This is a genomic window from Bartonella tamiae Th239 (assembly GCF_000278275.1).
GTDB lineage: Bacteria > Pseudomonadota > Alphaproteobacteria > Rhizobiales > Rhizobiaceae > Bartonella > Bartonella tamiae.
Map to the genome: position 1 here is coordinate 149,307 of NZ_JH725147.1, position 14,841 is coordinate 164,147.

General features: G+C 39.4%; 13 protein-coding genes and 1 pseudogene. 3 read left to right on the forward strand and 11 right to left on the reverse strand.

The window, feature by feature from the left end; translation table 11 throughout:
• Positions 1-117 precede the first annotated feature (117 nt).
• Positions 118-297, reverse strand: coding sequence for a 50S ribosomal protein L32 (rpmF, locus tag ME5_RS00835; protein ID WP_008037501.1), 180 nt, complete (start codon positions 295-297; stop codon positions 118-120).
• Between the two features lie 509 nt (positions 298-806).
• On the reverse strand, positions 807-1,454 hold the full coding sequence (mtgA, locus tag ME5_RS00840; protein WP_245256535.1) for a monofunctional biosynthetic peptidoglycan transglycosylase: 648 nt from the start codon (positions 1,452-1,454) through the stop codon (positions 807-809).
• A 160-nt stretch (positions 1,455-1,614) separates the two neighbouring features.
• On the opposite strand from mtgA, the gene ME5_RS00845 reads away from it, so the two are divergent.
• Positions 1,615-2,517 (forward strand): polyprenyl synthetase family protein, encoded by a 903-nt coding sequence (locus tag ME5_RS00845; RefSeq protein ID WP_008037505.1) that lies wholly within the window; start codon positions 1,615-1,617, stop codon positions 2,515-2,517.
• Positions 2,518-2,714: 197 nt separating this feature from the next.
• Positions 2,715-3,302 carry an IMPACT family protein gene (locus ME5_RS00850; protein WP_008037512.1) on the forward strand — a complete coding sequence of 196 codons (588 nt, stop codon included), beginning with the start codon at positions 2,715-2,717 and terminating at the stop codon, positions 3,300-3,302.
• A 359-nt stretch (positions 3,303-3,661) separates the two neighbouring features.
• Here ME5_RS00850 and ispG read toward each other — a convergent pair whose 3' ends face one another.
• Positions 3,662-4,897 (reverse strand): flavodoxin-dependent (E)-4-hydroxy-3-methylbut-2-enyl-diphosphate synthase, encoded by a 1,236-nt coding sequence (gene ispG / locus ME5_RS00855; RefSeq protein WP_008037513.1) that lies wholly within the window; start codon positions 4,895-4,897, stop codon positions 3,662-3,664.
• A gap of 465 nt (positions 4,898-5,362) precedes the next feature.
• Between ispG and ME5_RS00860 the strand changes: the two genes are divergently transcribed.
• A complete protein-coding gene (locus tag ME5_RS00860; protein ID WP_008037514.1) occupies positions 5,363-5,650 on the forward strand; it encodes a hypothetical protein in 288 nt (95 codons plus the stop codon).
• A 454-nt stretch (positions 5,651-6,104) separates the two neighbouring features.
• Here the strand turns inward: ME5_RS00860 and ME5_RS00865 are convergent, their stop codons facing one another.
• From ME5_RS00865 to ME5_RS00900, 8 genes and pseudogenes are all read right to left on the reverse strand, one after another.
• Complete coding sequence (locus ME5_RS00865; protein WP_008037516.1) at positions 6,105-6,452, reverse strand: DUF6867 family protein; 348 nt, start codon at positions 6,450-6,452, stop codon at positions 6,105-6,107.
• Positions 6,453-6,588: 136 nt separating this feature from the next.
• Positions 6,589-7,329 (reverse strand): ABC transporter ATP-binding protein, encoded by a 741-nt coding sequence (locus ME5_RS00870; protein ID WP_008037522.1) that lies wholly within the window; start codon positions 7,327-7,329, stop codon positions 6,589-6,591.
• Positions 7,330-7,426: 97 nt separating this feature from the next.
• A pseudogene (locus tag ME5_RS00875) lies at positions 7,427-8,246 on the reverse strand (ABC transporter ATP-binding protein); the annotation flags it as partial.
• Positions 8,246-9,811 carry a high-affinity branched-chain amino acid ABC transporter permease LivM gene (gene livM, locus ME5_RS00880; protein ID WP_008037526.1) on the reverse strand — a complete coding sequence of 522 codons (1,566 nt, stop codon included), beginning with the start codon at positions 9,809-9,811 and terminating at the stop codon, positions 8,246-8,248. The gene livM and the pseudogene ME5_RS00875, both read right to left, overlap by 1 nt.
• A 3-nt stretch (positions 9,812-9,814) precedes the next feature.
• The gene (locus tag ME5_RS00885; RefSeq protein ID WP_008037528.1) at positions 9,815-10,723 is read right to left on the reverse strand and encodes a branched-chain amino acid ABC transporter permease; all 909 of its coding nucleotides are present in this window, start codon (positions 10,721-10,723) and stop codon (positions 9,815-9,817) included.
• Positions 10,724-10,879: 156 nt separating this feature from the next.
• A complete protein-coding gene (locus tag ME5_RS00890) occupies positions 10,880-11,905 on the reverse strand; it encodes an HlyD family secretion protein (RefSeq protein WP_008037530.1) in 1,026 nt (341 codons plus the stop codon).
• Between the two features lie 37 nt (positions 11,906-11,942).
• Positions 11,943-13,586 (reverse strand): MFS transporter, encoded by a 1,644-nt coding sequence (locus ME5_RS00895; RefSeq protein ID WP_008037531.1) that lies wholly within the window; start codon positions 13,584-13,586, stop codon positions 11,943-11,945.
• A complete protein-coding gene (locus ME5_RS00900) occupies positions 13,583-14,035 on the reverse strand; it encodes a MarR family winged helix-turn-helix transcriptional regulator (protein WP_008037533.1) in 453 nt (150 codons plus the stop codon). The genes ME5_RS00895 and ME5_RS00900 overlap by 4 nt, the downstream gene beginning before the upstream one ends.
• Between the last annotated feature and the right edge of the window lie 806 nt (positions 14,036-14,841).

Sequence of the window (14,841 nt, forward strand, 5' to 3'; positions counted from 1 at the left end):
GTGACCGGATACGACCGACCACACATTTAAAAAATGAGAAGGCTATGACACGTCTTCATGTTTAAAACAAAAAAACCGGCCATAAGACCGGTTTTCGTAGTGATAAACATCACATCATCAATCTTTAGGTGTTAAGACCTGACGACCACGATACATACCAGTTTTTAAATCGATATGATGAGGACGGCGTAGTTCACCTGAATCTTTATCCTCAATATAAGTCGGCGCTTTAAGAGCGTCAGACGAACGACGCATGCCGCGCTTAGACGGGGATGTTTTTCGTTTAGGTACAGCCATGGAATGATACTCCAAATTTGCTAAGAATAGATCTGACAGATAAGCCTAATGCCCACTTTTCAGAAAAAAAGAGATAAGTTTGTGCGTGCCTATACACTGAATACATGAGTTTGACCAGACTCAAAGCGCATTTTTTTAAAAGATGACGACGAAAAAGATGAAAATCTTTAAAAAAAACCAAATGCGCCTTCATTTTATGAAAATTTAAGTACAAACCAAGTCGATAGCGGCTTCTTTAGGCTCAATCCCTTTTCATTATATTAAAATAGCATGATAAACAGCAAAATTATGCAAGGGAAAAATATGTAAGGAAAAAGTGATTCTTAGATAAAGGTTTTGATTGCTCTTTCTGACAAAGCAGATGGAAGCTGTTTTATCTTTTTTGTCTATCGAAAACTTTCGCGATTAATTTTGTCGACAAATTTTTAAGAAAAACATATTTTCACTGCTCTTTTACCTTTTGTCACTTAAATCCTCATAGCTTTTGATACAGTGAATGAAACTTAAGCCTAGCGCACACATTGAATATAGGCGCCTGATTGACGCGCGCGGTTTTCAATTAAAATTGCCAAACGTGTGAGATTGACGGATGGTTTGGCAGGATGACGCAATTTTGGATTGGGTAAAGCAACAGCCATCAAAGCGGCTTGACGTGCAGTAAGATTTTTTGCCGACCTTTTAAAATAATGCTGAGCGGCAGCTTCTGCACCATAAATACCCGATCCCCATTCTGCAATATTGAGATAAATTTCTAAAATTTTTTCTTTTGACAAAACTTGATCGGCAACAACGGCATAAGAAATTTCCAATGCTTTTCTGACATAATAAGGACGACCATGCCATAAAAAAAGATTTTTGACCATTTGCATTGTAATAGTCGAAGCCCCGCGTGAGGGTCCGTTTTTACTTGTTATAACACTTTGTAATTCTTTCCAATCCACGCCATGATGGGCACAAAATTTTCCATCTTCAGACATGATAACAGCATAACGCAGATGAGGCGATATATCGTTTAAACGGACCCATTGGCGATCATAACCACGCAATAAGACAAGATCTTTTATCATTAAAGTCGAGAGAGGGTGGATAAAAGGTAACCGATAAAACACAATGAAAAAAAACGGCAAAACCAATACTATCAGCAAAAAATACGTCATAAAACGATATTTTGTTTGTTTCGATATTTTTTTATGACGTTTATTTTGTGATGTAACCACAGATGATACCCTTTATTTATCATCACACTATACTGCAAACTCTTGACGAGGTCGATCGATTGCTTCATGCCCATATTGCAAGAAAAAGAAAGTCAGGACAATGGATAATTTTGCCAATACACTTCTTAACACTGCTGAAAAAATCGGTCACTTTTTAGATGAAGCGCTCAAACCCTCGTTAAAACTCGGTGAAATTCATCGTCCTGAATCTCTTTTAGCCGCGATGCGCCATGGTGTACTAAATGGCGGCAAAAGGCTTCGCCCTTTTCTTGTGATGCAAACAGCTGCACTTTTTGATGCCAATCCACAAGCGGCATTGCGTGTTGCAGCAGCACTCGAATGTGTTCACTGTTATTCGCTCATTCATGATGATTTGCCTGCAATGGATGATGATGATTTGCGCCGTGGACAACCCACTGTTCATAAAGCGTTTGACGAGGCAACCGCTATTCTTGCTGGTGATGCTTTATTAACGATGAGTTTTGATATGATTGCCGATGAGGCTCTTGAACTAAAAGCCGAAACAAAATTACGCTTAATAAGCGGACTTGCACGAAGTGCGGGCTTAGGCGGTATGGTTGGTGGACAGGTTCTGGATTTACAATCGGAACATGTCACAGTTGAGGAAACAGATATTATCACCTTACAAGCGATGAAAACAGGTGCCCTTATCCGTTATGGCTGTGAGGCAGGTGCACTGATTGGCAATGCAACACGTGAAGACTATGAAAGATTATCAGAATTTGGTGCAGCTATTGGTCTTGCTTTTCAACTTGCTGATGATTTGCTTGATGTGACATCAGATACAGTTTCGCTTGGAAAAACGGCTGGAAAAGATATTGCTGCCAATAAAGCAACCTTAGTGGCACTACACGGTGAAGAATGGGCAAAAAAACAATTAGAAGGCTTAGTTGCACAAGCAGAAGAGCTTCTTTTTCCCTTTAAAGAAAAAGCTTTTCTTTTACGACAAACTGCGCATTTCATCGCTAATCGAAAGCATTAAGCAAGAGCGCATCATCATAGAAATTAAGATTCTTTGATCCTTACAGCACGCATTTTAATGTTTGCACTTAATGTTTCATCATTAAAACATCAAAAACAAGCACAACAACACTCTATCAACCCAACCGTCTTGCTCTGACACAGTTTTACTTTTAAACTTTCACTTTGGGTTTAAAGGAGACTTTTGAGAGATCCGTCATGCCATTTACGCTTGCTGCACCCTTAGAGGCACTTGAAGAAATTAAAAAAAGCCGTTTTTTAACACGTGCTTTTCCACTTCATTCTTTCGAACACGCCGATAATATCATTAAAGACATACGCCAAGAAGATGCCACGCATCACTGTTTTGCATGGAAATATGGTTTAAACTATCGCTTTAGTGACGATGGAGAACCTACAGGCACGGCTGGCAAACCAATATTAAATGCTATTGAAGGACGAGATTGGGATCGTATTCTTGTTATCATTACCCGTTGGTATGGTGGTATTCAATTGGGGACAGGCGGACTTGCACGGGCTTATGGTGGCGGCGCGGCGCGCTTGCTACAAAACGCTGAACGTGAAGAAATTATTGATTGGGGCACAGTGACTTTTCATTGTCCGTTTCATCTCATTACTAGTGTTGAAAATGAAACAGCCACCTTTCAAGCCAAGCTGATTGATCAACAATTTGACGCCGAAGGATGCCTTTTTTCAGTGCAAGTGCCAAATTCAATGATTAAACCCTTTGCCTCATGGCTGAAGGAGCGCAGTGCAGGACGGATAGAGCTTCAAAATGATTTATAGAAATATGTGACATAAGACGTGTTTAACGCAACACGTCTTTAACATAGGGCGAAAGACGCGTTTTAATCGTCATAATAGTGTTGAAAAAACAGATTTGCATGAGTCTATTTTTTGCTTTTAAGAAACTCCAAAATGACACAAAGATCATCTGTGAAACGTCTTTGAAATCTTCATCACAATATTCTGGGATCAAAACCGCTTCATTTCAATGCACTATCACAAAAGTAAAAGGCTTCATGATCGATCTTTTCATCAATAAAGACCCTTAAAAAAATTTATAAGCATGATCGTGATTGAGCAAAATAAGACATTGAAGCTATCTTTATGGTTTTTGTGCAATCTTTCTTGTAAAGATAAATTCATTTAAAGCGATTTTCGATATAGTCAGCCACCATTTGTTCAAATTCGGCGGCAATATTGTCGCCACGCAATGTTTTGAGTTTTTGACCATCAACAAATACAGGGGCAGCTGGCGTTTCTCCCGTACCGGGCAAGGAAATACCAATATCGGCATGTTTGGACTCACCAGGCCCATTGACGATGCACCCCATAACCGCAACATTTAGCGCTTCAACACCGGGATATTTATCACGCCATACGGGCATATTTTTTCGAATATCGCTTTGAATTTTTTGCGCCAATTCTTGAAACACCGTAGAGGTTGTTCGACCACAGCCCGGGCATGCCGCAACAATGGGGATAAATTGGCGAAAGCCCATCACTTGCAAAAGTTCTTGTGATACTTGGACTTCCTTTGTGCGATCCCCACCCGGTTCAGGCGTGAGAGAAATTCGAATTGTATCTCCAATACCCTGTTGCAATAAAATGCCCATAGCGGCAGAAGAAGCCACAATACCCTTGGTGCCCATACCAGCTTCTGTTAAGCCTAAATGCAAAGCGTGGTTACAGCGGCTAGCAAGCATTGTATATACGGCAATTAAATCTTGCACTTGGCTGACTTTAGCTGATAAAATTATTTTATCGCGATTAAGACCAATATCCTCGGCAAGCTGTGCTGAAAGTAATGCGGATTGAACCACCGCCTCACGCATCACCTCTTCGGCAGATAAAATGCTGCCTTTTTTTGCATTGTCATCCATGAGGCGTGTGAGCAATTCCTGATCAAGAGACCCCCAATTGACCCCAATGCGAACAGGTTTATTATAATGAATGGCGATCTCAACAATATCACTAAACTGTTTATCTCGCTTATCCTTAAAACCAACATTGCCCGGATTAATACGATATTTTGCCAAGGCTTTTGCACAATCTGGATGATCGGATAAAAGTTTATGACCAATATAATGAAAATCACCAATAAGGGGTATATGAAGACCCAAACGTTCCAAACGCTCACGAATTTTTGGAACAGCTGCGGCTGATTCATCACGATCCACAGTGATACGAACAATTTCTGAGCCTGCTTTAAATAAGGCTGCCACTTGCGCAACGGTCGAATCAATATCGGCCGTATCAGTATTGGTCATCGATTGCACAACGACAGGATTATTTCCACCGACCATAACCCCGCCGACATTAACGCTCTCGGATTGACGACGAGAAAAGGCTTTTGAAAAATATTCTTGTTGGGTCATAATATAATTCGTTTACACTCACTTTGTTGAACGATCCTATACATCGTCATGTGTGCCGTAAAATCTTAGTTTTTGTTGATGTCTTATAAAGGAAAAGCGACAATATGTCCTCTGCTTATTTTTCTATGCAGATTTTTAAAACCACTATGCAGCATCATTTTATACGCATTACAACGATGGTTTCAATAATCTTTTTTAAAATACGACCTTTCAAGCTATCTTCCAATATGTGATCTTTTAATATGGAAATTTCATTTTCGCATTCAACATATCTTATTGTATTGCAAGATCGCAGTTTTGATCAATAGTTGTCCCCTATCAAAAGACAATTTCTATGAAACCTTTTTACGCGTTTTACGTTTCTTTTGAAACAATAAAATGAAACCAAAACGCATTATTTAAGATATTTTACAAAAAACGTCTTACACATCGGCTTAATCATTATAAAACAAAAAGGAGACATTGATGGGTATTTTTCAAGATAATGGTTCAACAACAGAAAAATCAAAAAAACGTATTGACGAATTAAAACGGGAATTGTCTACTCTGACAGGAGAAAGCCAATGGACTGACCCAAACTATCATGCTGGCGAAGCTGTCGGCGTGATGAAAGAAAAAGGGCGTCAAGCAATTGACCATGTTAGCCATCATGCACATGAACTGAAAGAAAAAGCCAAAGATAATCCAAAAACCCTTTTGGCCATTATTGCGGGTGTTGGATTAGCGGCTTGCCTTATCATGCGCAAAAACTAATCAAACAGATTTTACTGATCTTAACCTCATCATAACGTCACTTCATTGAAGGGATCATGGTTATTTTACCGTGTGAAGCGGTGCCAAAGACACCGCTTCAAAAACATAGCTTAATGGTTTCAAATCAATAATATGATATCAAAAGAAATGTTCAAAAAGATGATCCCATCTATGCAAAATGCCTCAATTTGATAGGCCTTAACAGCTATATATAAGCATTTTTGACATCCATACCCTTTGGTAAAAAATAAGACCGGTGAATTTCACTCATAAAAAGTGATGATGAGGCGCTTAATAGTGAAAATTTCCTGTTACATTATGATACGCGTCAGCGTTGTATGTATGCGCATTGCCTATGTCATCAATCATCTTATTTTATCATAAACATTAATATAAAACTCAAATGATGAAAATCCGTGGCGTTTTCGCTATCAAAAAAACAACGGTACTCTTCTTATTTTTTGCGCCATGTCAAAGCCGATGTTTTTTCATAAAGCCAACTATATTGACGCACCATCTGTTTTGTTCGCGTATATTGAAATCCAAGGCTTGAAAAAATCATCAAAACAATCAGATCGACACAATAATAATGCACAGACAGTAATGTCCCATTAAAAGGTGGAATATAATGGATAAATCGCACCACACAGGCAAGCGGAATCATATAAATAAGTGCAACACAATAATGACGCCACGTCAATGCACAAGCACGCCCCGTCATCCAAGCTGCCCATCCGCCCAAAAGACATGTCACAAAAACAAAGACCAAAAAGGACGGTTCTTCGTAAAAAATACCTTGCATATTTTTATGGCTCCTGTGCTGTGTTCATGAGTCATTTTTCTTGATGACATATTTTTGCATCGCATCATCATCTACATTACAAAATGCATTCATTTTTATTATAAAGCTCTTTTAACCTTCATCGACATTAGAAACATTATCCTTGATGTTTTGTACCATCAAGATAGGCAGCACGCACTTCAGGATTAGACAATAATGCAATGCCCGTGCCACTTAAAGTAACCTGACCATTCACCAAAACATAGCCACGATGAGCAAGTTTTAAAGCGCCAAAAGCATTTTGTTCAACCAAAAAGACGGTTAAACCCGTTTCACGATTTAAGGTTTGAATGGCCTCAAAAATCTGTTTGACAATCAAAGGTGCCAAACCCAAAGATGGCTCATCCAACATTAGTAAATTTGGCCGCCCCATCAGTGCACGGGCAATTGCCAACATTTGTTGCTCACCGCCAGATAATGTCCCACCACGCTGATTCAAACGTTCTTTTAAACGCGGAAAAAGCGCAAACATTTTTTCAACATCGTCATCAAAATATTTTAAATGATCAAGACTTGCACCCATTTGTAAATTTTCCAAAACACTCATACGTGGGAAAATACGCCGCCCTTCCGGTGATAGGGCGATTCTTAAACGCGCAATGTCATGGCTGTGCATTTGTGTTATATCCTGACCATCATAAACAATGCGCCCACGGCGTGCACGCGGATGACCAAAGACACTCATCATTAAGGTTGATTTGCCCGCACCATTTGCACCAATAAGGGTCACAATTTCCCCTTTATTAACGTGGATGGAAACATCCCGCAGCGCTTGAATCGACCCATAAAACGTTTCAATATTTTCAACACGCAAAAGCGCTTTTTCAGTCTCACTCATGATCGCTCCTCCGCTTTATCTTCAATAACCTTATCTAAAAGATCATCAATAGTTGCTTGCGCAGGATCACTTTCACCTTGTTGTTTTTCAGTATCAACCAAATGTTCAATTTCATCATCATCCACACCAAGATAGGCCGCAATAACCTTGGGATCATTGCGAACCTTTTCAGGTGTACCATCAGAAATTTTGGCACCATATTCCAAAACAATCACATGGTCGGATATTTCCATCACCACAGACATATCATGTTCGATCAACAAAATAGAGGTTTTTTCGACATCACGAATATGGAGCAAAAGCTTATTCAATTCGAGTGATTCTTTTGGATTAAGACCTGCGGCTGGCTCATCAAGGCATAAGAGTTTTGGTTGTGTACACATGGCGCGGGCAATTTCAAGCCGCCTTTGATCCCCATAAGGAAGATCCCCTGCAGGGTCATCAGCACGCTCAATAAGATTGATTTTTTCAAGCCATTGCCGCCCTTTTTCAATCGCTGCTTGTGCTTTTTTTTCATATCTTGGCAATCCAAGCAAACCAAAAAAAGTTAAACCTGATGCACGCATCAATTCATTATGTTGTGCAACAAGAAGATTTTCCAAAACAGTCAAACCAGTAAACAAACGAATATTTTGAAAAGTTCTGGCGACTTTTGCTTTTTTGGTAATGTCGAAATCGGCAAGACGCTCAAGTAAAAAAGGCGCATTCTGCCCAGTATTGAGCGTTAAACGACCGCCTGTTGGGCGATAAAAGCCAGTAATACAATTAAAAACAGTCGTTTTACCAGCACCATTTGGACCAATAAGAGCGGTAATTTTTCCCCGTTCAACATCAAAACTGAGATCATTAACGGCAACAAGCCCGCCAAATTCCATGCGTAAATGTTCAACAGAAAGAACAATCTTGTTCTGATCCATTAGCCTTGACCTTCCTTGGTATACGTACCAGAGACGGTTTTGCGTTTATGCAAAAAAGCACTCGCTTGACGGGTGGAAACAAAACCACGCGGTTTCCACACCATAACCATCACCATGACTAATCCAAACCATAGCATTCGATAGTGTTGGGGATTAAAATCAGGCCCAAAAATCATTTGAAGCGCAGGCACATCGCGCAACAATTCCATGCCGCCAATCATCACGACAGCTGCAAGTGCTATTCCGCCGAGTGAGCCCATGCCACCCAAAACCACAATGGCTAAAATAATGGCAGATTCTTCAAATACAAAACTTGTATAATCCGCACGACCTTGCCGTGCAGCAAAAAATGCCCCTGCAAAACCGCCAAACATTGCTCCGATCGAAAAAGCAGTTAATTTTGTGATCACTGTATTCATGCCAAGTGAACGACAGGCAATTTCATCTTCACGCAATGCTTCCCATGCGCGACCAATAGGCAAACGACGTAACCGTGTAATAATACAAGCTGTTAAGACAACCATTACAACAATGATATAATAGAGAAAAATTTTATAATGTGCTGCTTGAAAATTCCATCCAAAAAACGCCGCAAAACCATGTTCACCACGGATAAAGGGCAAACCAAAAAAACTTGCTTTTTCAACCGATAAACCTGAAGCACCGCCTGTAACGGGTGTCCAATTTTGCAAAACAATCCGAATGATTTCTCCAAAGGCCAAAGTCACAATAGCCAAATAATCCCCGCGCAATCGCAATACAGGAAAGCCCAATATCATGCCCCAAAGTGCAGCAAAAAAACCAGCAAGAGGAAGACAAAGCCAAAATGAAAATCCAAAGTGATTGCCTAAAAGTGCGACGGTATAAGCCCCAACCGCATAAAACGCGACATATCCAAGATCAAGAAGACCTGCCAACCCAACAACTATGTTCAAACCCCATGCCAACATAATATAGATGAGAATTTGAATGGCATAATTATCAATCCATTTTTGCGACTGCGCTAAATTGTCCACGACAAAGCTGGTAATAAAAAATGGGTAAATGAGTAAAAGTGCAAGGATAAAGCCGGGAGCATATTTATGTATTTTGGGCGATACAACCGCTATAGATGATGTGAGCGATTGTCTTGCACGATGGGAATATAAAAAGAAAACGGCCACAATCAAAAGCACAAGCAAAACAAGCCCAACAATCAATAATTGAGATGTTTGCGCTGAAAGCTGATAGCTTGGCAAGGACACATTTAGTGCATAATAAAGCCAAGCCCGATAAAGAATAAAGAGAATTGCCATAGGGAAAAGAGCAAAAACTGTGCCCTTTATTCCACCACCAAAAAAACGCCATGTAAAGCGTCCCACACCTGCAATCAAAACGTAATTGAAAAGATACCCCATTTGTGGCGTTAATGTCATTTCATTGTTTAAATTTAAATCAGCTCGAAAACCAACGATAAAAACGAATAGTAGAAAAGCAATCAGAGCTGTTATAGCCCCCTCTTTTAGAGCCGCTATAAAACGCTCTGTTCTATCATTTGATGGTATTTGTAACTCATTATTCGCCACGGCCTAAACCTTTTCCACTTCTGGACGACCAAGAATGCCTGAGGGCATAAAAATCAAAACAATGGCTAGAATTGCAAAAACGGCAACATCTTTATATTCGGGTGGAAAATAGGTTTGCCAAAAAGCCTCTGTTAAGCCAATCAAAAGCCCACCTAAAACGGCTCCAGGTAGTGAGCCAATACCACCAAGAACAGCAGCAGTAAAGGCTTTGATCCCCGGTATAAAACCATCAGAAAAGTGAATTTGTCCATAATTGACAAGATAAAGCGTTCCAGCAATTGCCGCCAATCCAGCACCCATTATAAATGTGATGGAAATGGTTCGATTAACATTAATACCTAAAAGTGCGGCCATTTTTCCGTCTTGTTCTACCGCGCGCTGAGCGCGCCCCAAAGGGGTTTTGCTTACGATATAAGAAAAAATAATTAATAAGACTGCCGTCACTGCAACCACTAAAAGCTGCTTATTTAAGACAACCACATTCGTTCCAGGAATAGTAAAACTGCCACTCACAAGATCAGGAATTGATTTATTCCGTGCACCTTGTTCCACTTGAACAAAATTACGCAAAACAAAGGACATGCCTATAGCCGTAATAAGCGGAGCAAGACGAAACGACCCGCGCAAAGGACGGTAAGCAATGCGTTCAACAACCCAACTCCAAACAGAAGTAAACACCATAGAAATAATCAACATAATGAGAAGTGCCAAAGCAATGGGAACGGCCGCAGGCAATGTCATAAGCATCATAAAAACAATAAGTGCAATAAAAGCACCAATCATAAAAATATCGCCATGAGCAAAATTGATCATGCCCAAAATACCATAAACCATTGTATAGCCAATGGCGATCAGTCCATAAATAGCACCAAGTGCTAAGCCATTAACTAGCTGCTGAAGAAAATAATCCATTCAGGGTTATTCCTATTAAATTTTTGTTTCAACCAACGTAAAGTGCCCTTCTTAAAAAGCAAACCGCTTTTTAAGGGTATTTTTTGAAAAATGCAAAATGATTTCACCAAAACAAAAGCGTTTTATAATAATTGCTTATAAATTAGCAATAAGACATTAGTCTTCAGCTTTTAAGGATTGTTCTGGATCAACCTTTGTATCGACATGTGTCACAACTGACATGCCGGGAATAAGTCTATCTCGATCCTCTTGATTGGGCATAATCTCAATACGAACAGGAATACGTTGTGCTACTTTGGTAAAATTACCTGTGGCATTATCGGGTTTTAAAACAGAAAACTCTGATCCTGCTGCAGGTGAAAATCTGACGACAATCCCTTTCATTTTTTTATCATTCAAAGCATCAACAGAAAAAACAACAGGCTGACCTATCTTCATATTATGTAATTGGGTTTCCTTATAATTGGCAATTATCCAAATTTCATCTGGCACCACAGACACCAATTGTGAGCCAGCAGAAACATATTGTCCAAATTTTGCGCCTACTTCTCCCACACGTCCGTTTCGTGGCGAATAAATTTTAGTATGATCAAGATCAATTTGCGCCAACTCAACCGCCGCCTCTGCACTTTCAACATCAGCCTGCAATCCTTCACGATCAACTAGAATTTTTTTCAATGCTTGTTGGCTTACATCCAATGCCGCACGCGATTGATCAAGATCCGCACGCGCTGCATCTTCGCTGCTTTGAGAAGACACGCCACGTTCCGTGAGCGGTTTAATACGATCCCAATTCAGTTGTGAATTTACAAGCGCTGCTTCTGCCGAGCGAATATCTGCTTTGGCTGATTCTTCTTGCTGATGGGAACTCGCCAATGCTGCTTTTTTAGCATCAAGTGTGGCTATTGCTTGATCGAGTTTTTGTTTATAAATGCGATCATCAATTTGAATAAGAAGCTGACCTTGTTTCACTCTTTCATAATCTTTTATATTAACTTCTGAGATATTGCCAGCAATTTGCGGACTAATAACGGTTACAAATCCTTTCACATAAGCATTATCAGTTGTTTGCACACTGCCAACAAAGGGGGGTAAATTCCACGCCCATAAGATCAGTAATATACCGCAAATACCCGCTATAAGGGAAACTGCTGTTGCCTTTGATCGCAAAAACTTAATCATTGTTTTTATACCATATTCTTATCTTATGTTTCTTCATTTAGTGTGATGTGCTTATTCTTTGCCGTGCATTCCAATTTTTATACGCAGTTACTGCCATTTTTACCAATAATAAGACAAGAACGGATAAAGCAATAATTGAATATAGCCGAAAAACATCATTATAGGCCAAGACATTGGCTTCTAAAGTTGCTTTTTTTGCCAAGGCCGATACACCTTCAGCATTTAACAATGTCTGATCGTTTAAAACATGTGCATAGCTTGCCGAAAGTTGTTTGATTTCTGCTGCCACAATGGGATCACTTAGAACGATTTTCTGGCTTAAAATATTCGAATGATATTTTTCGAATATAGTTTGCAAGCTGCCAAAAAACGCCGAACTCATAATTCCACCTGTGCTTTGGGTAAACAGAAAAACCGCGATAAAACTTAAAATATAATTGGGACCTCGAGCAATGGCAGTTGCTAAGCCTTTGGACATAGAGGGGGGAAGAAAGAGTGCATAACCAAAACCTATCATTCCTTGACTTAAAATCATTTGTTCAGGACGCGTAAGATTTGTTGCATGACTATCCATAAATGATCCGCTAGCCAAGAGGATGAGTGCAATAATATGAAAGAAATCTTCTCGCCCTGGGCGAAAGAAAACAGCGCTGGTAAAGCCACCAAGAACCGTACCAATCACCACAGCAATATACATTGGTGCCATTTCACGGTTGAGTAAACCAAATAGATTAAAAAAATTGGCCGCTAACGTCGATTGTTCAGAAAGTAAAATCCGAAATAACAACAAAACAACCGCTATATGCAACATTTCACGACTAAAGAGCCAGCGCAAATCTATTAACGGATTTTTACGGTTAAGCTCAATAATTGCAGCCAACATCAAACAAAAAACCGCAAAAGCCAACCACCACCCCATCCACGGGGCCTCACGCCACCAATAAAAGCGACCAACTGGCATAATGGCAGCATTAATGCCCAATCCTACAGCGATCAAACTATAGCTGACAAAGTCAAGTTTTTCGATAACCTTAGAACGTGGCATAGGTGTTAGCGGTAAAGAAAAAATACATCCAAGCCCAATAAGAACCAATCCCATTTCTAACGCATACAATCCATGAAAACCAGCATGATCAATAAGCGAAGGAGAAACCAAACGGGACAAAGGTACCGCCAATGCAACATTCATTAAATTAAGACTTAGACCTACCGTTCGTTTTTTAGCAGGAGCAAAAGCCTCCATCATATAAAAAAAAGCAAGAGAGGACATAGGTGCTGCTGCCATTCCTGCAAAAAAACGCACAATGATAGCAGAACCTAGATCCGTCACAAAAAGATGCAAACTACACACAAGCACAAAACAAAGGATAGAAAGCTCGGCAAATGCACGTAAACCATATTGGTTTCGTATTTTAATCAAGATAATGGCCATACTCACATTGGGCGCCATATACGCACCAACGAGCCAAGTCGTTTCAACTGTTGTTGCGTGGAAATAGCCAGTAAGCTGATTGATATTAGATTGCACCATATTGGCGCCAAGCCCATAAGCCCATTGTAAAATACAAGAGGCAAAAATATAAATCATACATTTAGGAAGAGGTCCTGCAAAAACTTTTCCTGGATTAGGAAAAGGTGGTTCTCTCTCATCATTGGGTATGGCGGCTACACTTTCACTCATAATCGCCCCTCTTTTTCGATTATGTCAGCCATGCGTATCAAAAGGGATAACATTTTTTGAGTATCATTTTGCGAAACATCTGCCAAAACAACGTCACATAATTGTGCCGAAAACCTTTCAATCCCTCTAATCATTTTATGTCCTTTTGGTGTCAAATCCAAATATTTAGCACGCCGATCTTCCTTAGACACATCGCGCTCCACAAAACCTTGAATTTCCAAGGCATCAATTAAGCGCACAATTGTGGCATGTTCAATATTGAGATAATGTGCCAAATCTTTTTGATAAATTTTTCCATGATCTTTCAGCACTCTTAAAACACGCGCTCGCGCAAGAGTTAAGCCATATTGGCCAATGCGTGCATCATATAAAATGCGTAATTTACGACTAACCATCAGCAAAAGATTAATCAGTTGCTCCTGATCTTGTAACGTCTGGGACGGGCACATTGGAAAAACTTTGTAGTAAGCTAATTATTTCATAGCTACATATAGAATCCTCATTTAACGGGTGCAATGGGATTCAGCCAATTTCACGAAGGAGTGATCTTAAGGACAAATATTAAAGACAAATCATTGTTTATATTTATAATTTTTAAAAAAAATGAACTAAAATGAAACAATATTTTGAGACTCACATCTGTGCAAACAGACTGATATGCGTAAATCTGCACGCAATTTTGTCAAAAAAACGATAATATCTTTTAAAAAATTAAATGAATAACAAACAAAAATATCATTCTGATGATTGAAAGGTTACATGCTGAAGTTTAAGCCCCATTCATTTTGTTAAAAGGTCATGGTTCAGTAACAAATTTACCAAAGTAAGATAGTAATAAGCGGATATACGAGCTGCTTGCGCTTTCTGTCAAAGCAGAGTGAAGCTGTTTTTATGTCTGTCGGACAGGGAAAATCTTCGTGACTACCTTTATCAAAAAAACTTTAAAATGATCTTATTTTTTATGACATCTTTTATCGTTCGCGCATTAATTTCCATACAAATTTTAATAAATTTTACGGAGACTAAACCTAAAACCCTCATTTTAGACAGAAGGCGTTTAGACACAAAGTAAATGAATACAGAGCATTGATCAGCTTACTTGTTCTTATGAGAAAATTTTTTTGAAGAAAACCTTGTTAAAATCGAATTCTGATCAATAATTGCGGTTTAAAACCATTTTTGCCAATTAAAAAGTAACCAAAAGCTAAGAATTTAAAGCCATCAAGCCATCAAGCCATCAAGCCATCAAGCCATC